This window comes from Ancylobacter vacuolatus (assembly GCF_030813595.1).
Taxonomy (GTDB): Bacteria; Pseudomonadota; Alphaproteobacteria; order Rhizobiales; family Xanthobacteraceae; genus Ancylobacter; species Ancylobacter vacuolatus.
Window position 1 is genome coordinate 101,373 of the sequence record NZ_JAUSUH010000013.1, and the last position, 25,199, is coordinate 126,571.

Sequence of the window (25,199 nt, forward strand, 5' to 3'; positions counted from 1 at the left end):
CATTGCGCGCTTTCGCAACATCGCGCCGTCACATCAGCGGATAAGCGGCTTCCACCCGATAGGGCCCACCGCCGACGGAATCGCGCGAGGAGAAGAGGACGAAGCGCGAGACCTGGAAGGTGGCGCTGCGGAAATAGCCGCGCAAAGCGAGATAATCCGCCACCTGTCGGGGGGCGGCGTCGCGCAGCCGGGCCAGCGTCACATGCGGGCGGAAATTGCGCCCTTCCGGCGGCAGGCCGATGCGCTTCATCGCCCGCTCATGCTCGGCCTGAAGCTCGTTCAGCGCCTGATTGGCCTGCACCCCGGCGAAGATCGAGTGCGGCTTGTGGTTGCCGAACTGGTCGACGCCTGAAAGGGTGAGGTCGAAGCCGAAGCGTTCGATCTCGTCGAGCGCGGCGGCGGCGTCGCGGGCGACCGCGTGGTCGACATCGCCGATGAAGCGCAGGGTGACGTGATAGAAGTCCGGGCTGATCCAGCGTGCTCCGGGAAGGCCGCCGCGCAGCATCGACAGATGCTCGGCAACCTCGCTCGGGATTTCGAGGGCGGTGAAAAGCCGCGGCATGACCCCCTCCTGCGGTGTCGGCAAGGGAACCCGTCACCCATTGAGACGGATTCGCAGGCCGAGGAAAAGCTAAAAATACGACAGGCAAAACACGGGCCGTCCGCAGTGCCGCCACGGGCGCGGATTATCGCTGCTGCTGACGGGAACACTGGGAGCCGATATGGTGAGGCATGATGAGCGAATCGACCGACGACGCTGAACTTTTCACCACGGCCGAGGATGCGGCGAGGTCTCTCGCCTTTGCCAGCATCCAGTCGATCTATCGTTACCCCGTGAAGGGGCTGACGCCGGAGCGGCTTGAGCTGGTCGAGCTGATGGCGGGGAAGTATTTTCCCGGCGACCGGCTCTTCGCCATCGAGAATGGGCCCTCCGGCTTCATCGCCGAGGCTCCGGACTTCCAGCCCAAGATCAAGTTCCTGATGCTCATGCGCAATGAGCGCCTGGCCGCGCTCGAAGCCCGCTTCGACGACGCGACAGCGGAGCTGGTGATCCGGCTCGAGGACGCCGAGGTGGCGCGCGGCAAGCTCGACACGGCCGAGGGGCGGGAGGCGATCGAGGCGTTCTTCCAGCGCTATTCCCGCTATGAGCTGCGCGGTGCGCCGCGCGTGCTGGCGGCACCGCCGGAGTTCCGTTTCGTCGACACCACCGAGGGCTATGTCTCGCTGATCAATCTGGCGAGCTGCCGGGCGCTGGGCGACCTCATCGGCCAGCCGGTGGACCCGCTGCGCTTTCGCGGCAATCTCTATCTCGACGGCATGGAGCCGTGGGAGGAGTTCGACCTCGTCGGCCATACGATCGAGGTGGGCAGCCATGTCCGGCTCAAGATCACCCAGCGCATTTTCCGCTGCGCCGCCACCAATGTGGACCCGGTGACGGCCAAGCGCGACATGGACGTGCCGGGGACGCTGATGCGGACCTTCGGCCATACCGATTGCGGCATCTTCGCCGAGATCGAGCAGGGCGGGCTCATCGTCGATGGCGATTCGGTGCGGATCACGCTCTGAGGGCCGTTTCGCTGAGGCCCGCTTCGGACGCCTTGGGCTGTCCCTCTCCACCCCGCAACAAAAAAGGCCCGGCTGAGCCGGGCCTTTTTCATGTTCAGGCGGGGGAGCCGATCACTCCGCGACTTCCGCCGGGGCGGGCTCGGAGCCTTCGCCTTCGCCTTCCGTGTCGCTGCGGCGGTAGCGGCGCCGGCGGGTGCGCGGGGCGCGGCCTTCCGTGTCGTCGGCCGGGGCCTCCTCGGGTGCCACGGCCACCGCGGCGGCCGGCTTGGCGGCGCGGCTGCGGGTCTTCGGGGCGGGGGCCTCAGCGGCGGGCGTCGCTTCCGTGGGGGCGGCGGCCACCGGCGCGGGGGCGGCGGGTGCCGCTGCGGGAGCCGGTGCTGCGCTCACGGGAGCAACGGTCGGTGCCGCCTTGGGCTCCGGCGCGTCGGCCGGCGCGTCGCTCTTGCGCGCGGCGGTGCTTGCCGGGGCGGTGCCGCCGCTCTGGGTGATGAAGGCGGGCAGGCCGATCTCGGCCTCCACTTCCGGCCCGAGGCGCGGCTGCGGCTGCTGGGCGGGGTCGCGGTAGCCGGCATCGCCACCCTCGCGGGGGGCGCGATTGTCGCGATAGGGGCGGCTCTCGCGCGACCAGCGGCCTTCGCGCGGCTCGCGCTCCGGACGGTCGGGCCGTTCGCTGCGGTCGCGCTCCTGGCCACGGTCTTGGCCGCGCTCCTGGCCACGGTCTTGCGCCCGGTCCTGTCCACGCGGCTCCTGCGCGCGCTGGTCCTGGTTGCGCTGGTCCTGGTTGCGGTCGGGGCCGCGCTCCTGGTGGCGATCCTGCCCGCGCTCGCGATTGTCGCGGCGGTTGTCGCGGTCGCGGAAGAAGTCGCGCTGGCCTTCACGTGGGCCACCGTCGCGCTGGTTTCCGTCCCGCTGGCCGTTGTCACGCTGGCCACCGTCGCGATGTCCGTTGTCCCGCTGGCCATTCTCGCGCTGGCCGTTGTCGCGCGGCGCCTGCGGCTCGCGGGTCTGGTAGACCGGCTGGTTGTCCGAGCCGCCCTCGTCCATCTCGTCGTCGAACTCGTCATCGTCGGAGCGCTGATAGGGCTGCCCCTGCACGCCGAACTGCGCCTGCGCGGCGGCGATGATGCGGTAGTAATGCTCGGCGTGCTGGAGATAGTTTTCCGCCGCCACGTAATCGCCTGTGGCCTGCGCGTCGCGGGCCAGCTGCTGATACTTTTCCACGACGTGCTGCGCCGTGCCCCGCACCTTCACATCCGGGCCGTTGGACTCATAAACGCGCGTAAGCGGATTCTGGCTGCGCCGATTGCCGTTGTTGCGGCCGCGCGTACGCTTCTGCTGATTACTATTTCGCATCGAGCTGGTCTCTGGTGCCCCACAAAGCCGGACGGGGATGCCCCATTCGGTGCCATACAGGCGGGTCAATCACACGGTGTCCGCAGTCCCGCCCCTTCGGCCTAGGCCATCGGCAGCGGCACGGCGGGAAATCTCGCCGTCAGTCGGTGAAAAGCTGCCGCAGGCCGGAACCCTTGGGTCCCAGTCGCGCCGCAGGTCGCCCTCGACCATCGGGCTTCTTCCATGGGAGCGCATCTCGAAGATGCTTCGCCGCCGGCCATGCCGACACCGATCCGTCCTGACCGCATTTCTCCGGCCCGGACCCGGCGCGCGCAAGAATGCGCTGCGGCCGACCCCATGTTTCATCGCGTAACCGAAGCCACGCCGATAAACTCTTGGAGCGTTCGCCCCTTATGAAACGGGTTGCATCTAGGCCTTTCGCAAGGGCCCGAATGCCACTGCCAGCGAGGAGCACGGCGACTCGGATCGTTGAGCGACCGGCGTTCCAATCACCAAAAGGCAGATGATGTCTCAGGACGATTCCTGCAAATGACACTAATCGGTTCGGTATCGCCTTCCAAGCCCTTTTTTGTGGCGTTTCCCGCAATATCAGGGCTTGCGGGCGACGAGCGCGCGGGCGATCCCGGCGAGATCGCACCGTGCCGGACCCTCGACCCGTAGCCCCGCTGCGGCCAGCAGCGCGGCGACATCCCGTTCCTGCCCGATGCCCAGTTCCAGCACGGCAGAGCCGCCGGTGACGAGCAGGCCGGGCAGGGCGCTGGCGAGAGCACGGTAGGCATCGAGCCCTTGCGGGCCGCCGTCGAGGGCGAGAAGTGGGTCGTGCTCGCGCACCTCCCGCTCCAGCGCCGCTATATCGGTGCTGGGAATATAAGGCGGATTGGAGACCACGAGATCGAAGCCGCCGGCCAGCGCCTGCGCCCAGTGCCCCACCATCACCGATGAGCGCGTCGCGAATCCAAGCGCCGCAAGGTTTTCGCGCGCCTGCCGGGCGGCGCCCGGCGACAGGTCGACGCCGATGCCGAAGGCGGCGGGAAATTCGCTGAGCAGCGCCGCCAGCAGGGCGCCGGAGCCGGTGCCGAGGTCGAGAAGGCGCAGCCGCGCGCGGCGGTCCGGGAACAGCGCCAGCGCCGCTTCCACCAGCGTTTCCGTCTCCGGGCGCGGCACCAGCGTCTCGGGGGCGAGGGTGAAAGCGAGGCTCCAGAATTCGCGCCGCCCGGTCAGGCGGGCCAGCGGCTCGCCCTCGGCGCGGCGCTCGGCGAGGGCGCGAAGCCGCGCGGCGTCCACCGGCGCCACCTCCTGCTCGCCCCGCGTCACCAGGTCGAGATCGCTGAGGCCGAGGCCCGCCCGCAGCAGCGCCCGTGCCTCGCGTTCAGGCGCCTCCAGGCCCTTTTCGGCAAAGGCTGCGGCAAAGGCGCGCAGCAGGGCGGTGCGGGTGGTCACCGCTCGCCCCAGCCGGCGCTCTCGGCCTCGGCCAGCAGCGTCGCCTGATATTCGGTGGTCAGCGCATCGACCAGCTCGCCCAGCGCGTCGCCGGCGAGAATTTCGGGCAGCTTGTGCAGAGTGAGGCCGATGCGGTGGTCGGTGACGCGCGCCTGCGGGAAATTATAGGTACGGATGCGCTCGGAGCGGTCGCCGGAGCCGACCTGTACCTTGCGCTCGCTGGCGCGGGCGCTGTCGCGCCGCTCGCGCTCGGCCTCGTAGATTTTGGCCCGCAGCATGCCCATGGCGCGGGCCTTGTTCTTGTGCTGCGAGCGCTCGTCCTGCACCGCCACCACCGTACCGGTGGGGAGATGGGTGATGCGGACCGCGCTCTCGGTCTTGTTGACGTGCTGGCCGCCGGCGCCGGAGGCCCGGAACACGTCGATGCGCAGATCGGATTCGTTGATGTCGACGTCGACCTCTTCCACTTCCGGCAACACCGCCACGGTGGCGGCGGAAGTGTGGATGCGGCCGGAGGCCTCGGTATCAGGCACCCGCTGCACGCGGTGGACGCCCGATTCGAATTTCAGCTTGGCATAGGCACCCGAGCCATGCAGGCCGGCGACGATTTCCTTGAAGCCGCCGGCGGCGCCCTCGGTCATCGACAGCACCTCGACCGACCAGCCGTTCAGCGCGGCGAAGCGCTCATACATGCGGAACAGGTCGCCGGCGAACAGCGCCGCCTCGTCGCCGCCGGTGCCGGCGCGCACTTCCAGGATGACGCCGCGCTCATCCATCGCGTCCTTGGGTAGCAAGGCGAGCCGCACGGCATGGGAGAGGGTTTCCACCTCCTCCTCCAGCGCGTGCGCCTCCTCCTGCGCCATCGCCGCCATCTCGCGATCGCCGGACGCTTCCGTGGCGAGGGTGCGGGCCTCTTTGAGCTGGCGCTCGGCGCGGCGCAGCGCCTTCACGCTCTCCACGAGCGGCGAGAGATCGGAAAACTCCCGCGACAGGCGGACATAGGTGTCCGCCTCCGGGCTGGAGGAGAGGGCGTGCTCGATCTCGGCATGGCGCGCGAGAAGCTGGTCGAGCCGGACATCGGGCAGGGCGGTCACGCGGCGGCACTCACAGCGGCAGGCCCGCCTTCGCGGCGAAGGCGGCGAGTTGGGGGCGCAGCGAGTGAACCTCGCCGCGAATGCCGAGCAGCGGTTCGACAAAGGCGGAAGCAGCCGGCAGGTCGAGTTCGAGCAGCATGGCCTTCACCGGGCCATAGGAGGCCGGGGAGACCGAGAGCCGGCGATAGCCGATAGCGGCCAGCGCCAGCGCCTCCAGCGGGCGCGAGGCGAGTTCGCCGCACAGCGTGACCGGCTTGCCGTACTCGGCCGCCTTATCGATGATCATCTTCAGCGCCCGCAGCGCCGCCGGGGCCAGCGGGTCGAAGCGGTCGGCGACGCGCGAATTGCCGCGATCGGCGGCGTAGAGGAACTGCACCAGGTCGTTGGAGCCGACCGAGGCGAAATCCACCCGGCTGAACAGCAGGTCGAGCTGGAACAGCAGCGCCGGCACTTCCAGCATCACCCCCACCAGCACGCGCTCGGGCAGGCCGTGGCCGTGCCGGCGCAGATGGGTCAGCTCGCGCTCGACGATATGGTGGGCGCGGTCATATTCCTCCACCGCCGACACCATCGGGAAAATGAGTCGCAGCTCGCGCCCGGTGGCGGCGCGCAGCAAGGCGCGAATCTGGCTGCGCAGCAGGCCGGGCCGGTCAAGGCCGAGGCGGATAGCGCGCCAGCCCAGCGCCGGGTTCTCCTCCTCGATCGCCCGCATATAGGGCAGCACCTTGTCGCCGCCGATATCGAGGGTGCGGAACACCACCGGCCGGTCGCCCGCCGCGTCCAGCACCGAGCGGTAGAGCTTTAGCTGCTCATTGGTGCGCGGGAAGGCGGAGGCGATCATGAACTGAAGTTCGGTGCGGAACAGGCCGATGCCGGTCGCGCCGGTCTCCTCAATATGCGGCAGGTCGACCAGCAGGCCGGCATTGAGATGCAGCTCGATCGGCGTGCCGTCCTTGGTGACGGTCGGCACGTCGCGCAGGGCGGCGTAGCGCTCCAGCCGCTTGGCACGGAAGCGCACCTTTTCGGCATAGGCGCTTTCGACATCGGCCGGCGGGCGGATATGCACCTCGCCGCTGACGCCGTCGACAATCACCGCGTCGCCAGCATCGACCTGGCCGACCACGTTCTCCATGTGGCCGACGGCGGATATGCCGAGCGCCCGGGCGACGATCGTCAGATGGCTGGTCGCCGCGCCTTCTTCCAGCACGAGGCCGCGAATCCGGGTGCGGTCATAGTCCAGCAGCGCCGCCGGGCTCATATTGCGGGCGACGATGATGGCGTTGTCGGGCAGCCGGTCATGGTCCGAGCCGGCAGTGCGGCCGGTGAGCTGGCGCAGCAGGCGGTTGGCCAGATCGTCCAGATCGTGCATCCGCTCGCGCAGATAGGGATCGGTCATGCGCAGCATGCGGGCGCGGGTGTCGGACTGCACCCGCTCCACCGCGCCTTCGGCGGTGAGCCCGGTCATCACAGCCTCGCGCATGCGGCCGATCCAGCCGCGGTCATGGGCGAACATGCGGTAGGCTTCGAGGATCTCGCGGTGCTCGCCCACGCGGGCGACGCCCTCATCCTCCAGCATGGTGTCGATCGAGGCGCGCAGCGTGTCCACCGCGCCGTCGAGCCGCTTCAGCTCGGCGGGCAGGTCGTCGGCGATGACCTTGGTGACTTCGATGCGCGGCTCGTGCAGCACCACATGGCCGAGGCCGATGCCTTCCGAGAGCGCAAGTCCCTTGAGATGCAGCGGCCGGCGCGCGGCCGGCTCGGCGCCGGGCAGCGCCATCGCGGTCAGTTCGCCCGAGGCGATGATCTCGGCCAGCACCATGGCCGTGGTCTGCAGCGCCTCGATCTCCTCCTCGGTATAGGAGCGGTGGGCGCGGTTCTGCACGACAAGCACGCCGAGCGTGTTGCCGGCACGCAGGATCGGCACGCCGAGGAAGGAGTGGTAGATTTCCTCGCCCGTTTCCGGCCGGTAGGAGAAGGCCGGGTGCGCCTGCGCATTGGACAGGCTGATCGGCTCGGCCTCGCGGGCCACCGTGCCGACGAGGCCCTCGTCGATCCGCATCACCGTGAGATGCACGGCGGTGCGGTTCAGGCCCTCGGTCGCATAGAGCTCAAGCGTGCCATCGACGCGCAGCACATAGACCGAGCACACCTCGGCCACCATGTTGGCCGCGATCAGCACCACGATCTTGTCGAGGCGGTCCTGCGCGCTCACCGGCTCCGCCATGACCTCGCGGAGACGCCTCAAAAGCACGCGCGGGCCGCCGAGCGCGCCACGCATTGGCCGTCCTCGGTTTCCGGGAGCCGCTATCCCGGAGCGTCTTAACGCGGCGCGACTCGCGCCGCGCCGTTGCCTGAACTCAGGCGTCCAGCCCGTATACCGAATGCAGCGTTCGCACGGCAAGCTCGGTATAGGCGGCGTCGATCAGCACCGAGATCTTGATCTCGGAGGTGGAGATGGCGCGGATGTTGATTCCGCGCTCGGAAAGCGACTTGAACGCACGGGCCGCCACGCCGGCATGGCTCCGCATGCCGATGCCGATGATCGACACCTTCACCACATCCGTCGCGCCTTCGATGCTCTGGAAGCCGATCTGGTCGCGCACGCCGGCGAGCGTGGCCTTGGCGCGTTCGAAATCGGTGGTCGGCACGGTGAAGGTGATGTCGGTGAAGCCCTCGGCCGAGATGTTCTGGACGATCATGTCGACATTGATGTTCGCTTCCGCGAGCGGCACGAACACGTTCGCCGCGATGCCGGGCTGGTCCGGCACATGGCGGATGCTGACCTGGGCTTCGTCCCGGGCGAAGGCGATGCCGGTGACGACTTCACTCTCCACGATTTCCTCCTCGTCGCAAATCAGGGTGCCGGGCGGGTCGCCGGCGGTCTTGAGTTCCGGTGCGTCCGGATCGGTGAAGCTGGAGCGCACGAAGGTGCGGACCTTGTGTACCATGGCCAGCTCGACCGAGCGCACCTGAAGCACCTTGGCGCCGAGCGACGCCATTTCCAGCATTTCCTCGAAGGCGATCTTCTCCAGCCGGCGCGCCTTCGGCACGATGCGCGGGTCGGTGGTGTAGACGCCGTCGACATCGGTGTAGATGTCGCAACGGTCGGCCTTGATGCCGGCGGCGATCGCCACCGCTGAGGTGTCCGAGCCGCCGCGCCCGAGCGTGGTGAGGCGCCCGCTCGGCAGGTGGATGCCCTGGAAGCCGGCGATGACAGCCACCTCGCCCTGGGCGAAGCGGTTGATGATCTCCTCGCCATTCACGTCGAGAATGCGCGCCGCGCCATGGGCGTCGTCGGTCGAGATCGGCAGCTGCCAGCCGAGCCAGGAGCGGGCCGAGATGCCCATCTCCTGCAGCACGATGGCCAGCAGGCCGGAGGTCACCTGTTCGCCGGAGGCGACGATGGAATCATATTCGCGCGCATCGTGCAGCAGGGCGGCCTCGCGGCACCAGGCGACCAGCTCATTGGTCTTGCCGGACATGGCCGAGACGACGACCGCGACCTGGTGGCCGGCCTCCACTTCCCGTTTGACGTGCCGCGCAACAATGCGAATGCGCTCAATGTTGGCGACCGAGGTGCCGCCGAACTTCATCACCAGACGTGCCATTGCGGGAAACCGTACCGTGTTCTTCTGTGGGGCCGGGCGGGAGAATGTGAGCTCCCGGCCCAAAAGGCGCGTATACATATCCACCTCGTGCCGCGCCCGCAACGCCGTCGCGCGAGCTTGGAATCCCTCTCGGCACCGCCGGGCGAAGATGAGGCGTCGATGACCGCAACCGCCACCACCGTCGATCCCCGCGAAGTGGAACGCTTTGCCGCGCTCGCCGCCGAATGGTGGAATCCGCGCGGCAAGATGCGGGTGCTGCACCGGTTCAATCCGGTGCGGCTGGCCTATCTGCGCGAGAAGATCACCGCCCATTTCGGCCGTGACCCGCGCGCCATCCGCCCGCTGGAAGGGCTGCGCCTGCTCGATATCGGCTGCGGCGGCGGGCTGCTCAGCGAGCCGCTGGCCCGCATGGGCGCGGATGTCACCGGCATCGACCCGGCCGAGCGCAATGTGCGGATCGCCGCGCTGCATGCGCAAGAGAGCGATATTCCGGTCGACTACCGCGCCACCACGGCCGAGGCGCTGGCCGACGCCGGCGAGCGATTCGACGTCGTCATGGCGATGGAAGTGGTGGAGCATGTCGCCGATGTCGACCTGTTCCTCGCCCGCGCGGCGGAGATGGTGAAGCCGGGCGGCTTGTTCGTGGCGGCGACGCTGAACCGCACCAAGCGCTCCTTCGCCCTCGCCATTGTCGGGGCCGAATATGTGCTCGGCTGGCTGCCGCGCGGCACGCATGACTGGAAGCGCTTCGTTACCCCCGAGGAGCTGCAGGCGGCGCTGGAGACCGGCGGGCTCGACGTGATCGCGCGCGAGGGTGTGGTGTTCAACCCGCTGGCGGATGAATGGCGGCGCTCCAGCGACCTCTCGGTCAACTACATGATGCTGGCGGAGCGCCGCGCGGCGGCCTAGCATCGCCGTCCCGGCACGCATCGTCCGGTACGCCGGAACCATTCGGCGGGCGGCGGCTTATCGGTGCGATGCCACCGCCGGAACCCCCATCATGCGCGCCTCCGTCCCCACTGCCGCGTTGCTCTCCCCGCTCGCGGCGCTTGCCGCGCTGAACCTGTTCCTCGCCGATGTGCGCGACGGCCTCGGGCCGTTTCTCGGCGTGTTCCTGCAGGAAAAGAACTGGAGCCCGGCCGAGATCGGCCTCGTCATGACGCTGGGCGGGCTGGTCGCCATGCTGGCAACCATGCCGATGGGGGCGCTGGTCGATGCGAGCCGGGCCAAGCGGGCGATCATCGTGTTCGGTTCGGTGGCGATCCTGGCGGCCTCGCTGACCATCCTCGCCGTACCCTATTTCGCGGCGGTGGCGGTGGCGCAGGCGGTGAACGGCATCGCCGCCGCCGCGCTGTTGCCGGCGATTGCCGGCCTCACGCTGGGGCTGGTCGGGCCGGCCGGTTTCGACCGGCAGCTGGGGCGCAACGAAGCGTTCAACCATGCCGGCAACATCCTCGCCGCCGTGCTGGCGGGCGTGCTCGGCTGGTGGTTTGGGCTGCCGGCGGTGTTCGCGCTGCTCGGCGCGATGGCGGTTCTCGGCGCGCTGTCGGTGCTGGCGATCCCGGCGGATGCCATCGACCATGAGGCGGCGCGCGGCGGGGCTGCCGCCCCGGCCGGGGCGGGCAAAGCTCACGAGAGCATCGGCCGGCTGCTGCGCGAGCCGGCGCTGGTCACGGCGGCGGTCACGTTTGGCCTGTTCCATCTCGGCAATGCGGCGATGCTGCCGCTGTTCGGCCAGGCCATGGTCGCCACCGCTGGGGCAGACCCGAGCGCCCTGACCGCGACCACGGTCGTGGTGGCGCAGGGCACGATGATCCCGATGGCGCTCGTCGCCGCCTGGCTCGGCGCGCGACGCGGCTATCGGCTCGTGCTGCTGCTCGCCCTCGCGGCGCTGCCGATTCGCGGGGTGATCGCGGCGGCGGCGGTGTATTACGGCGCCGCCTGGGCGCTGATCCCGGTGCAGGTTCTCGACGGCGTTGGCGCCGGCCTGCTCGGGGTGGCGACGCCCGGCCTCGTCGCCCGCATCCTCGCCGGATCGGGCCGTTTCAATCTCGGCCTCGGCTTCGCGATGACGGCGCAGGGCATCGGCGCCTCGCTTTCCACCCTGCTTGGCGGCGTGGTGGCGCAGCAGCTCGGCTATCCCTCCGCCTTCCTCGCCCTGGGCGCCGTGGCGCTGCTGGCGGCCGGCGCCTATGTCATCGGCGGCTGCCCGGGCGGCACCGCTCCCGGGCGGGGCGGCACCGTCCCGGAGGTGGAGCCGGCGGCGGCCTGAGCAAAATCCGCTCTTGATCCTGCGCAACGCCCTTCCGTTGCCGATCCGCCACACTACATGAGGACCGACGGATCGCCACAACGGGGTCCGTTGCGGCGGCCGGGATACGGGCGCCGTCGTCCCGAGTGACCGTTCGTGCCGATCAGGGCGGACGGGGGGCCAGGAGGCTTTGCGACATGAATTTCGAAATCTATACCGAGCGCGCCCGCGGATTTGTCCAGTCCGCCCAGTCGCTTGCCCTGCGTGAGGGCAACCAGCAATTCACCCCCGAGCACCTGCTCAAGGTTCTGCTCGACGATCCGGAAGGCCTGTGCGCCGGGCTGATCACCAGCAGCGGCGGCGATCCCCGCATCGTGCTGGCCGATACCGAGGCGGCGTTGAAGAAGCTGCCCAAGGTGCAGGGTTCCGGCGCCGGCCAGGTCTATCTCGCCCCCGGCACCGCCCGCGTCTTCGAGGCGGCCGAACAGGCGGCCAAGAAGGCCGGCGACGGCTATGTCACGGTCGAGCGGCTGCTGCTCGCCCTCGCGCTGGAGAAGGACAGCGAGGCGGGCAAGATCCTCGCCAAGGCTGGCGCCACGCCGCAAAAGATCAACACCGCCATCGAGGCGCTGCGCAAGGGCCGCACGGCCGACAGCGCCACGGCGGAGAACGCCTATGACGCGCTGAAGAAATATGCCCGCGACCTCACCGAGGCGGCGCGCGAGGGCAAGCTCGACCCGGTGATCGGCCGCGACGAGGAAATCCGTCGCACCATCCAGGTCCTGTCCCGCCGCACCAAGAACAACCCGGTGCTGATCGGCGAGCCCGGCGTCGGCAAGACGGCGATCGTCGAGGGCCTCGCCTTGCGCATCGTCGATGGCGACGTGCCCGAGAGCCTGAAGGACAAGAGCCTGCTGGCGCTCGACATGGGCTCGCTGATCGCGGGCGCGAAATATCGCGGCGAATTCGAGGAGCGGCTGAAGAGCGTGCTCTCCGAAGTCGAGGCGGCGGAAGGCGGCATCATCCTGTTCATCGACGAGATGCACACCCTCGTCGGCGCCGGCAAGACCGATGGCGCCATGGACGCCTCCAACCTGCTGAAGCCGGCTCTGGCGCGCGGCGAGCTGCACTGCGTCGGTGCCACCACGCTCGACGAGTACCGCAAGCATGTGGAGAAGGACGCGGCGCTCGCCCGTCGCTTCCAGCCCGTCTTCGTCTCCGAGCCGACGGTGGAGGACACGGTGTCCATCCTGCGCGGCATCAAGGAGAAGTACGAGCTGCACCATGGCGTGCGGATCACCGATTCGGCGCTGGTGGCGGCGGCGACGCTGTCCAACCGCTACATCACCGACCGGTTCCTGCCCGACAAGGCGATCGATCTGGTCGACGAGGCGGCCTCGCGCCTGCGCATGCAGGTCGATTCCAAGCCCGAGGAACTGGACAATATCGACCGCGAGATTGTGCGCCTGCGCATCGAGCAGGAGGCGCTGAAGAAGGAGACTGACACCGGCTCGAAGGACCGGCTGAAGAAGCTGGAGAAGGAACTCGCCAATCTGGAGGAGCAGTCCGCCTCCATCACCTCGCGCTGGAAGGCGGAGAAGGAGAAGCTCGGCGACGCCCAGAAGATCAAGAGCGATCTTGAGAAGGCGCGCGCCGACCTCGCCATCGCCCAGCGCTCGGGCGAGTACCAGAAGGCGGGCGAACTCGCCTATGGCACCATTCCCGCGCTGGAGAAGAAGCTCTCCCTCATCGAGGCGAAGGACGCCGCCGGCGAGGTGAAGGCCGGCACGATGATGGAGGAGGCGGTGACGCCCGATCACATCGCCGGCGTGGTCTCGCGCTGGACCGGCGTTCCCGTCGACAAGATGCTGGAAGGCGAGAAGGACAAGCTGCTGCGCATGGAGGACATGCTCTCCAAGCGCGTGGTGGGCCAGAAGGAGGCCGTCGAGGCCGTCTCGACCGCGGTGCGCCGCGCCCGGGCCGGCCTGCAGGACCCCAACCGGCCGATCGGCTCGTTCATCTTCCTCGGCCCCACGGGCGTCGGCAAGACCGAGCTGACCAAGGCGCTGGCGTCGTTCATGTTCGACGACGACACGGCGATGGTGCGCCTCGACATGTCGGAATACATGGAGAAGCACTCGGTCTCCCGGCTGATCGGCGCGCCTCCCGGCTATGTCGGCTATGAGGAGGGCGGCGCGCTCACCGAGGCGGTGCGGCGCCGGCCTTATCAGGTGGTGCTGTTCGACGAGATCGAGAAGGCGCATCCGGACGTGTTCAACGTTCTCCTGCAGGTGCTCGATGACGGGCGCCTGACGGACGGGCAGGGCCGCACGGTCGACTTCCGCAACACGCTGATCATCATGACCTCGAATCTCGGGGCGGAATATCTGGTGAACCAGCCCGACGGGCAGGACAGCGAAGCGGTGCGCGACGAGGTGATGGGTGTGGTGCGTTCGCATTTCCGCCCGGAATTCCTCAACCGCGTCGACGAGATCGTCCTGTTCCACCGGCTGCGCCGCGACCAGATGGGCGCGATCGTCGACATCCAGGTCAAGCGGCTGGAGAAGCTGCTGGAAGAGCGCAAGATCGCGCTGGAGATCACCCCCGAGGCGCGGGACTTCCTCGCCGAGAAGGGCTACGACCCGGCCTATGGCGCGCGCCCGCTCAAGCGGGTGATCCAGAAGCTGCTGCAGGACCCGCTGGCCGGCCGCATCCTCGCCGGCACGGTGAAGGATGGCGACGCGGTGAAGGTCGAGCGCGGGGCGAACGAACTGCTGTTCGACACCCGCGCCCGGACGGTGGATGAAGCGGCCTGACGGCCTCCATACGCCGCATCATCGGGTAAAAGACCGAAGGGCCCTCTCGCGGGGGCCCTTCTTGCATGAGCGGAGGAGTGGAATGCCGATACCGATGGAGCTGCAGCACGCATCCGACGATTTCGAGCGCTTCCTTGCCGATGCCCGCGACGGATCGGGCCTTGCCACCCGCAACCAGACCTACACCATGGTCGAGGGGGTGCTGCGCACCTTCCGCCGCCGGCTGGCGGTGCAGCAGGCGCTCGACTTCGCCGATGCGCTGCCGCCGCTCCTGCGCGCCATCTTCGTCTCCCGCTGGGACCTTGCCGAGCCGGTGCTGCCCTTCGCCGACCGGGCGACGCTGACGCGGGAGGTGCAGGGCCTGCGCCAGCACCACAATTTCGCGCCCGACAGCTGCCTCGCCGACGTGGCGCGGGCGCTGCGCCGTCATGTCGACACGGAAGCGTTCGACCGGGTGCTGGCGACGCTGCCGGAAGGCGCGGCGGATTTCTGGCGCGCCTGATCGCCCCGCCGATCAAGCAAAAGGGCGCCGCGCGGCGCCCTTTTTCCATTCGGCAATGTCCGGGCGACCCGCCGGCTCAGCCCCTCGCCAGCAGCGCGTCGAGCTCGGGGCGGAAGGCGCCGGAGATTTCCGGATTGTCCAGCGCATAGGCGACATTGGCCATCAGGAAGCCGAGCTTCGAGCCGCAATCATAGATCGCGCCGTCAAAGGTGACGCTGTAGAAATCCTGCGTCTGCGCCAGCTTCAGCATGGAATCGGTCAGCTGGATCTCGTTGCCGGCGCCGCGCTCCTGGGTGGCGAGCAGGTCGAAGATCTCCGGCTGCAGGATATAGCGGCCGGAAATGGCGAGGTTGGACGGGGCATCGTGCTTCTTCGGCTTTTCGACCATGCGGGCGATCTTGTGCACGCCATCGGCCATTTCGTCGCCGAGGCCGACAATGCCGTATTGGTCGGTCTGCTCGGGCGGCACCTCATAGACCGCGAGATGGTTGCCGCCGCCGGTGCGCTTGTAGGCTTCGGCCATCTGGCCGAGGCAGCCCTTGCCGTTGGTCGGCTTGTGCAGCATGTCCGGCAGCAGCAGCGCGAAGGGCTCGTTGCCGATGATGTCGCGGGCGCACCACACCGCATGGCCGAGGCCGAGCGGAAGCTGCTGGCGGGTGAAGCTGGTGGCGCCGGGACCCATGGTCTCCTCGCGCAGCAGTTCCAGCATCTTGAGCTTGCCGCGCTCCTGCAGCGTGTCTTCCAGCTCGTATTGGCGGTCGAAATGGTCCTCGATCACGCCCTTGTTGCGGCCGGTGACGAAGACGATGTGCTCGATGCCGGCGGCGCGCGCCTCGTCCACCACATGCTGCACGACGGGACGATCCACCACGGTCAGCATTTCCTTCGGCACCGCCTTGGTGGCGGGCAGGAAGCGCGTGCCGAGGCCGGCGACGGGGAGGATCGCTTTGCGAATAGGTTTTACCATCGGGGAAATATGCCGCTTTTGATGACGCAGGTTCAGGCCGAAAGAGCGAAACTCGTAACCGAACGAGCTTAACGCTTCGCTTGTGTCAATAAACCGGCGGGTTAACGCGGAGGTGGCGGAATAGGTTCCCCCGCGTTCACTTTCCGCGCGATGCGGCGGTGCCGCTGAGGAAAGTGACGCGGCGTTAACACCCCCGCAACCATGAGACTGGCCTAATCATCGCCGGTTTCTGCGTTAGGATTGCCTCATGGTTCACCGCACGGCCTCCGACCGGGGGCATGCCGGCCTCATTGCCGGCGTCGCCATCGTCTGCTTCGGCCTTGCCGGGTGCGCAGGCTCCGACGACATAACCGGCGCGTTTGCCACGCCGCCGGCCGCCCAGGCCAATGCGCCGCGCACGGTGGCGCAGGCGCGGCCGCAGGTCCGCCCGTCGGCCGCCCCCACCGCCGCCGCGCCGTCCACCCATCCCGACATGACCCCCGCCGCTTTGGCCCGCGACGAAGCCAATTTCAGCCGCTGCATCGCCGCGCTGGAGCCGAAGGCGCGGGCGGCGGGCGTCTCCGCCGCCGGCTTCCGCCGCTACACGGCGGGGCTCAAGCCCGATATGGGCATCATGGAGAAGCTGCAGACCCAGCCCGAATTCACCCGCACCGCCGGCGACTATGTCGAGATGCTGGTCTCCGAGACCCGCATCCGCAAGGGCCGCGAGGCGATGGCGCAGAACGCGGCCGTGTTCGCCGAGGTCGAGCGCCAATATGGCGTCGACCGCTATGTCGTCGCCGCCATCTGGGGCATCGAGACCAATTACGGCAGCGCGCGCGGCTCCTATCCGGTAATCGAGGCCACCGGCACGCTCGCCTGCGTCGGCCGCCGCAAGCCCTATTTCCGCGACGAGTTCGTCGCCGCGCTGCGCATCGTCGACCGGGGCGATATTCCCGAGAGCCATCTGCGCGGCTCCTGGGCCGGCGCCTTCGGCCTCACCCAGTTCATGCCCACCGCCTTCCAGCGCGACGCGGTGGATTTCGACGGCGACGGCCACCGCAATGTGGTGGATTCGGTGGCGGACGCCATGGGCTCCACCGCCAACAAGCTGAAGCGCGGCGGCTGGCAGCAGGGTCGCAGCTGGGGCTATGAGGTGGTGCTGCCGCGCCGCTTCGACTATCTGCTCGCCGACAAGAACATCCGCAAGCCGATGCGCGAATGGGCGGCGCTCGGCATTCATCGCCCCGATGGCCGGCCGATGCCGCCGGCCGGCGAGACCGCTTATCTGTTGCTGCCCGCCGGCGCCAAGGGCCCGGCCTTCCTGATGACCGACAATTTCAAGGCCATTCTCAGCTACAACCCGGCCGACGCCTATGCGCTCGCCATCGGCCATCTCGCTGATCGCCTGCGCGGCGGGGGCCCCTTCGTCCAGCCCTGGCCGGACCAGCGCGCTCTCTCGCGCAATGAGCGCTCGGAACTGCAGAAGCGCCTCGCCTCGCGCGGCTATGAGGTCGGCACGCCCGACGGCGCGATCGGCGCGCAGACGCGGGCGGCGGTGCGCGATTATCAGGTCGCGGTGGGCCTGCCGCCGGATGGCATGGCCAGCGGCGAGGTGCTGGAGAGCCTGCGCGGCGGGTCCTGATGCCGGCGCTCCGGTGCGGGGGTCTTGAAACAGCCGCGATAATGGTTCACCCGTGCGAGGGGTGCCGGTGTCGGCATCGCTACAGGCACGCGGGAGACGGCTCATGCGCGGGCGGCGCGGCAACCGGCTGGGACTGAAGGCGCTGGCGGTGGCCGGCGTGCTTGTCGCCGGCTGTTCGCTGGCGCAGGCGCAGAGCGACTGGTTCCGCCCGCCGGCGGATGTCGGCCAGCCCTCCGCCCGCCCCTCCCAGCAGCAGCGCCCCCAGCAACAGCAGCAGCGCCAGCAGGCGCGTCCGCAGCAGCGGGCCGCTCCGCCGCCTCAGGCTGCGGAACCGCGCCGTGCCTGGTCGCCGTTCCAGCCGCTGATGGACCTGTTCGGCGGCCGCGACAACCGGCCCCGGCGCGTGCGTCCGATGGAGCCGGAGCTGGCGCCGCCGCCGCCCGTGGTGGCGCAGCCGCCGGCCGAGCCGCGCGGCAAGGTCTATGCCTCATCCAGCGAGGCGCGCGCCGCCTCCGGTGAAGTGAAGGAAGTCGTGCTGGTGTTCGGCGACGAGCAGGCGGGCACGCTGGCGCAGGGGCTGGCGGACGCCTTCGCCGCCGACCGCGAGACTGCCGCCGTCGTCGCCCGCGCCGAGGCCGATGCCGGCTTCGCTCCGGGCAGCGGCGTGGACCTCATCGCCGCCGCACGGCAATTGCCGACCGGCAGTGAGCAGGCCAATGTCATTGTGGTGCTGGCCGGCAGCCATGATCTGGAGCCGATCACCGACGCGGCGGGCGTCCGGGCCGAACTGTTCGACGAGCGCTGGCGCGACCTCTATTCCCGCCGGGTCGAGGATTTCCTGCTGGCGCTGAAACTGCAGCGCCGCAACGTGGTGGTGGTCGGCCTGCCGCCGGTGGAAGACGCCGTGCGCAATGAGCAGATCGCGCGCTACAACGCGCTGCTGAAGGAAATGGTGGAGCGCAGCGGCTTCATCTTCGTCGATGTTACCGATGGCTTCGTCGACGAGAACGGCAAGTTCATGATGTCGGGCCCGGCGGTGGACGGACAGCGCCGCCGCTTGCGCACCGCCGACGGGGTGGGCTTCACCCGCGCCGGGGCGCGCAAGCTCGCCTTCTTCGTCGACCAGAAGCTCGACGATCTGCTCACGGGAAAGGACCTGCCGCCGACGGCGGCCGACCCGGCCGAGACGCGCCCGTCCATCATCATGCTGACAGGAGGGCCGCCGGCCGGAAACGCCCGCGCCCTCGCCGGCGCGCCGGGCGTGCTGTCGGCGAACGAGATCCGCCGGTCGCCGATGGATGAGGACGCCGCGCCCGCGCCGGCCCGCATGCTGGTCGAGGGCACGGCACCGTCGGCCGTGCCGGGGCGCACCGACGATTTCCGCTGGCCGCCGGGCCAGCCGGAGGAGCCGCTGGTGCCGCCCATGCCGCAGGCGCCGCTCACCGCCACGCCGACGCCCTGAGCCTTCGCCGGGCATGAAAAAGCCGGGCGCGAGGCCCGGCTTTCGCGTGTTCTGGCGCCGCCCCTCAGCGCGGGAGGACGGAGCTGCCCATCAGGAAGGTGTCGATCGACTGCGCCGCCTGCCGGCCTTCGCGGATCGCCCACACCACCAGCGACTGGCCGCGCCGCATGTCGCCGGCGGCGAACAGCTTCGGCACGCTGGTGGCATAGTCGAGATCGGTGGCGCCGACATTGCCGCGCTTGTCGAGGGCGAGGCCCTCCTTCTCCAGCATGCCCTCGCGCAGCGGATGGACGAAGCCGAGGGCGATGAACACCAGGTCGGCCTTGATCAGGAATTCGGTGCCGGGGATGGGCTGGCGCTTGGCGTCGACGCGGGCGCACTTCACCGAGGTGACGTGGCCCTTCTTGCCCTCGATGCCGAGCGTGGCGGCGGCGAATTCGCGCTCGGCGCCCTCGGCCTGCGAGGAGGAGGTGCGGAACTTGGTCGGCCAGTAGGGCCACACCGCCAGCTTGTCCTCCTTCAGCGGGGGAACCGGGCGGATGTCGAGCTGGTGCACCGACAGCGCCCCCTGGCGGAACGCCGTGCCGACGCAGTCGGAGGCGGTGTCGCCGCCGCCGATCACCACCACATGCTTGCCGGCGGCGAGGATCGGCTCGTCGCGCGACACGTCCTCATGGCCGACGCGGCGGTTCTGCTGCACCAGATAGGGCATGGCGTAGTGCACGCCGAGCAGCTCCTGGCCGGGCAGAGCGGGGTCGCGCGGGGCTTCCGAGCCGCCGCACATCAGCACCGCGTCGTGGCCTTCCAGCAGCTCGTCGAGCGGCGTGGTGACGCCGACATTGACGCCGTAATGGAAGGTGACGCCTTCGCCTTCCATCTGGGTGACGCGGCGGTCGATATAGTGCTTTTCCATCTTGAAGTCGGGAATGCCGTAGCGCAGCAGGCCGCCCGCCTTGGGCTCGCGCTCATAGACATGCACCTCATGCCCGGCGCGGGCGAGCTGCTGGGCCGCCGCCATGCCGGCCGGGCCGGAGCCGACGACGGCGACCTTGCGGCCGGTCTTGTGCGCGGCGGGCTCGGGCTTGACCCAGCCGGCCTTCCACGCCCGGTCGGCAATGGCCTGCTCGACGGTCTTGATCGCGACCGGCACGTCCTCAAGGTTCAGCGTGCAGGCTTCCTCGCAGGGCGCGGGGCAGATGCGGCCGGTGAATTCGGGGAAGTTGTTGGTGGAGTGCAGGTTGCGCGCCGCCTCTTCCCAATTGCCGTTATAGACGAGGTCGTTCCAGTCCGGGATCTGGTTGTGCACCGGGCAGCCATTGGGCCCATGGCAGAACGGCACGCCGCAATCCATGCAGCGCGAGGCCTGGTTGGCCACCTCGGCGTCCGGCAGGGGCAGGGTGAATTCGCGGAAGTGACGAATGCGGTCGGACGCCGGCTGATACTTCGCCTCGCGCCGATCGATTTCGAGAAAGCCCGTAACCTTGCCCATTGCGCCCTCTTTCGCGGAGCACCGCCACCTTGGAGGCATTCCACCTCCGGTGCCAGATACATCAAACATGCCAGTTGGAAAATGGCGGCGCGGCAGAGCGCCGCGCATTCCGATTTGTTCAGCCCGTCATCCGTCCCCCACCTCGTCATCCCGGAAGGGCCGTAAGGTCCTGTCCGGGATCGCATGCCGCAACTTCCGGCGCGCGATCCCGGCTCGTCGGCTGCGCCGCCGGCCGGGATGACGAAGGAGGAAGGCGGGAGGACGACGCGGGCGGCTATTCGGCCGCCTGCAAGCCGCGCATTTTCTCCATTTCGCGCAGCGCCCGCTGATATTCGACGGGCATCACCTTGACGAACTTGCCGCGATAGCTGGCCCAATTGTCGAGGATGGTCTGCGCCCGCTGCGAACCTGTGTAGTGCAGGTGCTTGGCGATCAGCTGGTGCAGCCGCTCCTCGTCGTGGTGGCCCATATCCGCCATGATGTCGATGCGGCCCTTGAACTCCAGGTCGCCACCATGGTGGTGCAGCCGCTCCAGCAGCGCCTCTTCCTCTTCCACCGGCTCAAGGTCGACCATGGAGAGGTTGCAGCGCTTCTTGAAGGTGCCGTCCTCGTCAAGCACATAGGCGACGCCGCCGGACATGCCGGCCGCGAAGTTGCGCCCGGTCTGGCCGATGACGACGACGATGCCGCCGGTCATGTACTCGCAGCCATGGTCGCCCGTGCCCTCGACCACCGCGATGGCGCCGGAATTGCGCACCGCGAAGCGCTCGCCGGCGACGCCGTGGAAGTAGCACTCGCCCGAGGTGGCGCCGTACATCACCGTGTTGCCGACGATGATCGAATCCTCGGGCACGATGGCGCTGTCCTTGGCCGGCTGCACCACGATGCGCCCGCCGGAAAGGCCCTTGCCGACATAGTCATTGGCCTCGCCGACCAGCGTCATCGCGATGCCGGTGGCCAGGAAGGCGCCGAAGGCCTGCCCGGCGGTGCCGGTGAGGTGGATGTCGATCGTGTCTTCCGGCAGGCCGGTGTCGCCATAGCGCTTGGCCACCTCGCCGGAGAGCATGGCGCCGACGGAGCGGTTGATGCTCTTGATCGGGCTGTGGATCACCACCTTCTCGCCGCTCTCCAGCGCCGGCATCGCCTGCTTGATCAGGGTGCGGTCGAGCACGTGCTGGATCGGGTGGTTCTGCCGCTCGGTGTGGTAGATCGCGACCTCAGGCCCGACCTGCGGCTTGGCGAAGATGCGGCTGAAGTCGAGCCCCTTGGCCTTCCAGTGCTCGATCGCCTCGCGCTGGTCGAGCCAGTCGGAGTGGCCGATCAGCTCGTTGAAGTTGCGCACGCCCATCAGGGCCATCAGCTCGCGCACTTCCTCGGCGACGAAGAAGAAGTAGTTGATGACATGCTCGGGCGTGCCCTTGAAGCGCTTGCGCAGCACCGGGTCCTGGGTGGCGACGCCCACCGGGCAGGTGTTGAGGTGGCACTTGCGCATCATGATGCAGCCGGCCGCGATCAGCGGCGCGGTGGAGAAGGCGAAGTCGTCGGCGCCGAGCAGGGCGCCGATCACCACGTCGCGCCCGGTGCGCAGGCCGCCATCGACCTGCAGGGCGATGCGCCCGCGCAGATTGTTCAGCACCAGCGTCTGGTGCGCCTCGGCAAGGCCGATCTCCCAGGGCGAGCCCGCATGCTTGATGGCGGTGAGCGGCGAGGCGCCCGTGCCGCCCTCGAAGCCGGAGACGGTGATGTGGTCGGCGCGCGCCTTGGCGACGCCGGCCGCGACCGTGCCCACGCCCACTTCGGACACCAGCTTGACCGAGATGTCGGCTTCCGGGTTGACGTTCTTCAGGTCGTAGATGAGCTGCGCCAGATCCTCGATCGAGTAGATGTCATGGTGCGGCGGCGGCGAGATCAGGCCGACGCCCGGGGTGGAGTGGCGCACCTTGGCGATCACCGCATCCACCTTGTGGCCGGGCAGCTGGCCGCCTTCGCCGGGCTTGGCACCCTGCGCCATCTTGATCTGGATCATGTCGGCATTGACGAGGTAGTCCGCCGTGACGCCGAAGCGGCCGGAAGCCACCTGCTTGATCGCCGAGCGCATCGAATCGCCGTTCGGCAGCGGCTTGAAGCGCGTCGCCTCCTCGCCGCCCTCGCCGGTGTTTGACTTGCCGCCGATCCGGTTCATGGCGATGGCCAGCGTCGAATGCGCCTCGCGCGAGATCGAGCCGAACGACATGGCGCCGGTGACGAAGCGCTTGACGATGTCGGCCACCGGCTCGACCTCGTCGAGCGGCACCGGGGCGCGGCCGAGCTCCTCCGCCTCGCGGATGCGGAACAGCGAGCGGATGTTCAGCGTCTTGGCGCCGGCCTCGTTCACCAGCTGGGCGAAGTGGCGGTACTTGTCCTGCGCATTGCCGCGCACCGCGTGCTGCAGCACCGCGACCGTCTCGGGGTCCCAGGCGTGCTCCTCGCCGCGCAGGCGGAAGGCATAGTCGCCGCCGACATCGAGCGAGGTGCGGTAGACCGGCGCGTCGCCAAAGGCGTCGCGATGGCGCATCGCGGTCTCTTCGGCGATCTCATTGAGGCCAATGCCGCCGATGGAGGAGGCGGTGCCGAAGAAATAGCGGTCGACGACCTCCTGGTTGAGGCCGACCGCGTCGAAGATCTGCGCGCCGCAATAGGACTGGTAGGTCGAGATGCCCATCTTCGACATCACCTTGAGCAGGCCCTTGTCGATCGACTTGATGAAGCGCTTGACGATCTCGTCCTCGGACACCTCCTCGGGGATGTCGACGCGCATGTCGATCATCGTCTCGAAGGCGAGATAGGGGTTGATCGCCTCGGCGCCATAGCCGGCGAGGCAGGCGAAATGGTGCACTTCGCGCGCTTCGCCGGTTTCGACCACGAGGCCGACCGAGGTGCGCAGGCCCTTGCGGATCAGGTGATGGTGCACGGACGCCGTCGCCAGCAGCGAGGGAATCGGGATGCGGTCCGGCCCGACGAGGCGGTCGGACAGGATGATGATGTTGTAGCCGCCATGCACCGCCGCCTCGGCGCGCTCGCACAGCCGCTCGACGGCGTCGCCCATGCCCGCCGCGCCCTTGTCGGAGGGGTAGGTCATGTCGAGCGTGCGGGTGTCGAAGCGCTCCTCCATGAAGCCGATGGAGCGGATCTTCTCCAGGTCCTCATTGGTCAGGATCGGCTGGCGCACTTCCAGCCGCTTGCGGCGGGAATTGCCTTCGAGGTCGAAGATGTTCGGCCGCGGCCCGATGAAGGAGACGAGGCTCATCACCAGCTCTTCGCGGATCGGGTCGATCGGCGGGTTCGTCACCTGAGCGAAGTTCTGCTTGAAATAGCTGAACAGCGCCTTCGACTTCTTCGACAGCGGCGAGATGGGCGTGTCGGTGCCCATGGAGCCGACCGCCTCCTGGCCCGTGGTCGCCATCGGCGCCATGAGCATCTTCAGGTCTTCCTGGGTGTAGCCGAAGGCCTGCTGGCGATCGAGCAGCGAGACGTCGGTACGGACTTCGCGCGCCTCGACGGAACGCAGCTCCTCCAGCACCAGCTGGGTGCGCTTCAGCCATTCCTTGTAGGGGTGGGCCTGGGCGAGGGCGGTCTTCACCTCCTCGTCAGGCACCAGCCGGCCCTCTTCAAGGTCGACCAGCAGCATGCGGCCCGGCTGCAGCCGCCACTTGGTGACGATCTCGCTCTCGGGGAAGGTCAGCACGCCCATTTCCGAGGCGAGGACGATCTTGTCGTCGGTCGTCACCATGTAGCGCGCCGGCCGCAGGCCATTGCGGTCGAGCATGGCGACGATCTGGCGCCCGTCAGTGGCGACGATGGCGGCCGGCCCGTCCCACGGCTCCATCATCGCGGCGTGGTATTCATAGAAGGCGCGGCGTTCCTCGTTCATCAGCGGGTTGCCGGCCCAGGCTTCGGGCACCAGCATCATCGCCGCATGCGGCAGCTCGTAGCCGCCCTGGATGAGGAATTCGAGCGCGTTGTCAAAGCACGCCGTGTCCGACTGGCCCTCATAGGAGATCGGCCAGAGCTTGGAGATGTCGTTGCCGAACAGCTCACTGTCGACGGAGGCCTGGCGGGCCGCCATCCAGTTCACATTGCCGCGCAGCGTGTTGATCTCGCCGTTGTGGGCGACCATCCGGTAGGGATGGGCGAGCGACCAGGCCGGGAAGGTGTTGGTCGAGAAGCGCTGATGGACCAGCGCCACCGCGCTCTCGAACTCCGGGTCGTGCAGGTCGGCATAATAGGCGCCGAGCTGGTCGGCGTTGAACATGCCCTTGTAGACGAGCGTGCGGCAGGACAGCGACACGACATAATAGCCGGCCGTGCGCGGGTCCTTGGCGGAATAGATCGCGTTGGAGATCACCTTGCGCAGGACGAACAGCCGGCGCTCGAAATCGTCCTCGCTGGCCACCGCCTCGCCGCGGCCGACAAACACCTGGAAATGCTTGGGCTCGGTCGGCAGCACGGTGTGGCCGAGCGAGGAATTGTCGGTCGGCACCTCGCGCCAGCCGAGCATCACCTGGCCTTCTTCGGCCACCACCCGCTCCATGGTGGCGCGGATGATCTCATGGCCTTCGGTGTCGTGCGGCATGAAGACGTGGCCGACGGCGTAATGGCCGGGCTCCGGCAGGGTGAAGCCGAGCGTGGCCGCTTCCTTGGCGAAGAACCGGTGCGGCAGCTGCACCAGCATGCCGGCGCCGTCGCCGGCGCGCGGATCGGCGCCCACCGCGCCGCGGTGCTCAAGGTTCAGCAGGATCTTCAGGCCGTCCTGGACGATCTGGTGCGACTTGCGGCCCTTGATGTCGGCGATGAAGCCGACGCCGCAGGAATCCTTCTCGTTGCGCGGGTCATAGAGCCCCTGCGCCACGGGCAGGCCCGGGTCGATGTGGGAAATGGTTTTGGTGGCACGGTCCGTCGTGGCCGGACGAACCGAACCCTCGGCGATCACGCGCGCGGCCAGGCCGCCCATTTCCTCTGTCATTCCCGTCACTCCCTCAAGGGTCGCC

At 68.6% G+C, this 25,199-nt stretch carries 16 protein-coding genes; 7 read left to right on the forward strand and 9 right to left on the reverse strand.

All coding sequences use genetic code 11. From position 1 onward, the window contains the following. Positions 1 to 28: 28 nt before the first annotated feature. Complete coding sequence (gene thpR, locus J2S76_RS21775; RefSeq protein WP_018387397.1) at positions 29 to 562, reverse strand: RNA 2',3'-cyclic phosphodiesterase; 534 nt, start codon at positions 560 to 562, stop codon at positions 29 to 31. 170 nt (positions 563 to 732) lie between these two features. On the opposite strand from thpR, the gene J2S76_RS21780 reads away from it, so the two are divergent. Beyond that, complete coding sequence (locus J2S76_RS21780; RefSeq protein WP_307064026.1) at positions 733 to 1,566, forward strand: MOSC domain-containing protein; 834 nt, start codon at positions 733 to 735, stop codon at positions 1,564 to 1,566. Between the two features lie 111 nt (positions 1,567 to 1,677). On the opposite strand, the gene J2S76_RS21785 is transcribed toward J2S76_RS21780, so the two are convergent. The 5 genes from J2S76_RS21785 to J2S76_RS21805 form a co-directional block, all read right to left on the reverse strand. Beyond that, the gene (locus J2S76_RS21785) at positions 1,678 to 2,919 is read right to left on the reverse strand and encodes a DUF4167 domain-containing protein (RefSeq protein ID WP_307064028.1); all 1,242 of its coding nucleotides are present in this window, start codon (positions 2,917 to 2,919) and stop codon (positions 1,678 to 1,680) included. A gap of 588 nt (positions 2,920 to 3,507) precedes the next feature. Further along, a complete protein-coding gene (gene prmC, locus J2S76_RS21790) occupies positions 3,508 to 4,359 on the reverse strand; it encodes a peptide chain release factor N(5)-glutamine methyltransferase (protein WP_307064030.1) in 852 nt (283 codons plus the stop codon). After that, positions 4,356 to 5,453 carry a peptide chain release factor 1 gene (gene prfA / locus J2S76_RS21795; protein ID WP_307064032.1) on the reverse strand — a complete coding sequence of 366 codons (1,098 nt, stop codon included), beginning with the start codon at positions 5,451 to 5,453 and terminating at the stop codon, positions 4,356 to 4,358. Before prfA ends, prmC begins: the two co-directional genes overlap by 4 nt. A gap of 10 nt (positions 5,454 to 5,463) precedes the next feature. Then, positions 5,464 to 7,731: a phosphoenolpyruvate--protein phosphotransferase gene (gene ptsP / locus J2S76_RS21800; RefSeq protein ID WP_307064034.1), complete on the reverse strand. Its 2,268-nt coding sequence runs from the start codon at positions 7,729 to 7,731 to the stop codon at positions 5,464 to 5,466. A 79-nt stretch (positions 7,732 to 7,810) separates the two neighbouring features. Further along, the gene (locus J2S76_RS21805; protein ID WP_307064036.1) at positions 7,811 to 9,061 is read right to left on the reverse strand and encodes an aspartate kinase; all 1,251 of its coding nucleotides are present in this window, start codon (positions 9,059 to 9,061) and stop codon (positions 7,811 to 7,813) included. Between the two features lie 159 nt (positions 9,062 to 9,220). Here J2S76_RS21805 and ubiG point away from each other — a divergent pair, with 159 nt between their 5' ends. The 4 genes from ubiG (at position 9,221) to J2S76_RS21825 (ending at position 14,630) form a co-directional block, all read left to right on the forward strand. After that, a complete protein-coding gene (gene ubiG, locus J2S76_RS21810; RefSeq protein ID WP_307064038.1) occupies positions 9,221 to 9,970 on the forward strand; it encodes a bifunctional 2-polyprenyl-6-hydroxyphenol methylase/3-demethylubiquinol 3-O-methyltransferase UbiG in 750 nt (249 codons plus the stop codon). Between the two features lie 91 nt (positions 9,971 to 10,061). Next, complete coding sequence (locus tag J2S76_RS21815) at positions 10,062 to 11,333, forward strand: MFS transporter (protein WP_307064040.1); 1,272 nt, start codon at positions 10,062 to 10,064, stop codon at positions 11,331 to 11,333. 176 nt (positions 11,334 to 11,509) lie between these two features. Further along, positions 11,510 to 14,128, forward strand: a complete 2,619-nt coding sequence (clpB, locus tag J2S76_RS21820; protein WP_307064042.1) for an ATP-dependent chaperone ClpB — start codon at positions 11,510 to 11,512, stop codon at positions 14,126 to 14,128. An 82-nt stretch (positions 14,129 to 14,210) separates the two neighbouring features. Then, positions 14,211 to 14,630 carry a DUF2267 domain-containing protein gene (locus tag J2S76_RS21825; protein ID WP_307064044.1) on the forward strand — a complete coding sequence of 140 codons (420 nt, stop codon included), beginning with the start codon at positions 14,211 to 14,213 and terminating at the stop codon, positions 14,628 to 14,630. Positions 14,631 to 14,706: 76 nt separating this feature from the next. On the opposite strand, the gene J2S76_RS21830 is transcribed toward J2S76_RS21825, so the two are convergent. Next, complete coding sequence (locus tag J2S76_RS21830) at positions 14,707 to 15,597, reverse strand: UTP--glucose-1-phosphate uridylyltransferase (RefSeq protein WP_307064046.1); 891 nt, start codon at positions 15,595 to 15,597, stop codon at positions 14,707 to 14,709. A gap of 247 nt (positions 15,598 to 15,844) precedes the next feature. Between J2S76_RS21830 and J2S76_RS21835 the strand changes: the two genes are divergently transcribed. Together J2S76_RS21835 and J2S76_RS21840 are read left to right on the forward strand one after the other, a co-directional pair. Then, complete coding sequence (locus J2S76_RS21835; protein WP_307064048.1) at positions 15,845 to 17,221, forward strand: lytic murein transglycosylase; 1,377 nt, start codon at positions 15,845 to 15,847, stop codon at positions 17,219 to 17,221. Positions 17,222 to 17,324: 103 nt separating this feature from the next. Then, positions 17,325 to 18,683 carry an SGNH/GDSL hydrolase family protein gene (locus J2S76_RS21840; RefSeq protein ID WP_307064050.1) on the forward strand — a complete coding sequence of 453 codons (1,359 nt, stop codon included), beginning with the start codon at positions 17,325 to 17,327 and terminating at the stop codon, positions 18,681 to 18,683. Positions 18,684 to 18,747: 64 nt separating this feature from the next. On the opposite strand, the gene J2S76_RS21845 is transcribed toward J2S76_RS21840, so the two are convergent. Next, positions 18,748 to 20,172: a glutamate synthase subunit beta gene (locus tag J2S76_RS21845; RefSeq protein WP_307064052.1), complete on the reverse strand. Its 1,425-nt coding sequence runs from the start codon at positions 20,170 to 20,172 to the stop codon at positions 18,748 to 18,750. A 274-nt stretch (positions 20,173 to 20,446) separates the two neighbouring features. Beyond that, complete coding sequence (gene gltB / locus J2S76_RS21850; RefSeq protein ID WP_370874820.1) at positions 20,447 to 25,183, reverse strand: glutamate synthase large subunit; 4,737 nt, start codon at positions 25,181 to 25,183, stop codon at positions 20,447 to 20,449. Between the last annotated feature and the right edge of the window lie 16 nt (positions 25,184 to 25,199).

What these genes read in the sequence shown, in the direction of transcription:
- thpR (WP_018387397.1), bottom strand. Translation starts at nt 562, where the DNA reads ATGCCGCGGCTTTTCACCGCCCTCGAAATCCCGAGCGAGGTTGCCGAG.
- J2S76_RS21780 (WP_307064026.1), top strand. Translation starts at nt 733, where the DNA reads ATGATGAGCGAATCGACCGACGACGCTGAACTTTTCACCACGGCCGAG.
- J2S76_RS21785 (WP_307064028.1), bottom strand. Translation starts at nt 2,919, where the DNA reads ATGCGAAATAGTAATCAGCAGAAGCGTACGCGCGGCCGCAACAACGGC.
- ptsP (WP_307064034.1), bottom strand. Translation starts at nt 7,731, where the DNA reads ATGCGTGGCGCGCTCGGCGGCCCGCGCGTGCTTTTGAGGCGTCTCCGC.
- J2S76_RS21805 (WP_307064036.1), bottom strand. Translation starts at nt 9,061, where the DNA reads ATGGCACGTCTGGTGATGAAGTTCGGCGGCACCTCGGTCGCCAACATT.
- ubiG (WP_307064038.1), top strand. Translation starts at nt 9,221, where the DNA reads ATGACCGCAACCGCCACCACCGTCGATCCCCGCGAAGTGGAACGCTTT.
- J2S76_RS21815 (WP_307064040.1), top strand. Translation starts at nt 10,062, where the DNA reads ATGCGCGCCTCCGTCCCCACTGCCGCGTTGCTCTCCCCGCTCGCGGCG.
- clpB (WP_307064042.1), top strand. Translation starts at nt 11,510, where the DNA reads ATGAATTTCGAAATCTATACCGAGCGCGCCCGCGGATTTGTCCAGTCC.
- J2S76_RS21825 (WP_307064044.1), top strand. Translation starts at nt 14,211, where the DNA reads ATGCCGATACCGATGGAGCTGCAGCACGCATCCGACGATTTCGAGCGC.
- J2S76_RS21830 (WP_307064046.1), bottom strand. Translation starts at nt 15,597, where the DNA reads ATGGTAAAACCTATTCGCAAAGCGATCCTCCCCGTCGCCGGCCTCGGC.
- J2S76_RS21835 (WP_307064048.1), top strand. Translation starts at nt 15,845, where the DNA reads ATGGTTCACCGCACGGCCTCCGACCGGGGGCATGCCGGCCTCATTGCC.
- J2S76_RS21840 (WP_307064050.1), top strand. Translation starts at nt 17,325, where the DNA reads ATGCGCGGGCGGCGCGGCAACCGGCTGGGACTGAAGGCGCTGGCGGTG.
- J2S76_RS21845 (WP_307064052.1), bottom strand. Translation starts at nt 20,172, where the DNA reads ATGGGCAAGGTTACGGGCTTTCTCGAAATCGATCGGCGCGAGGCGAAG.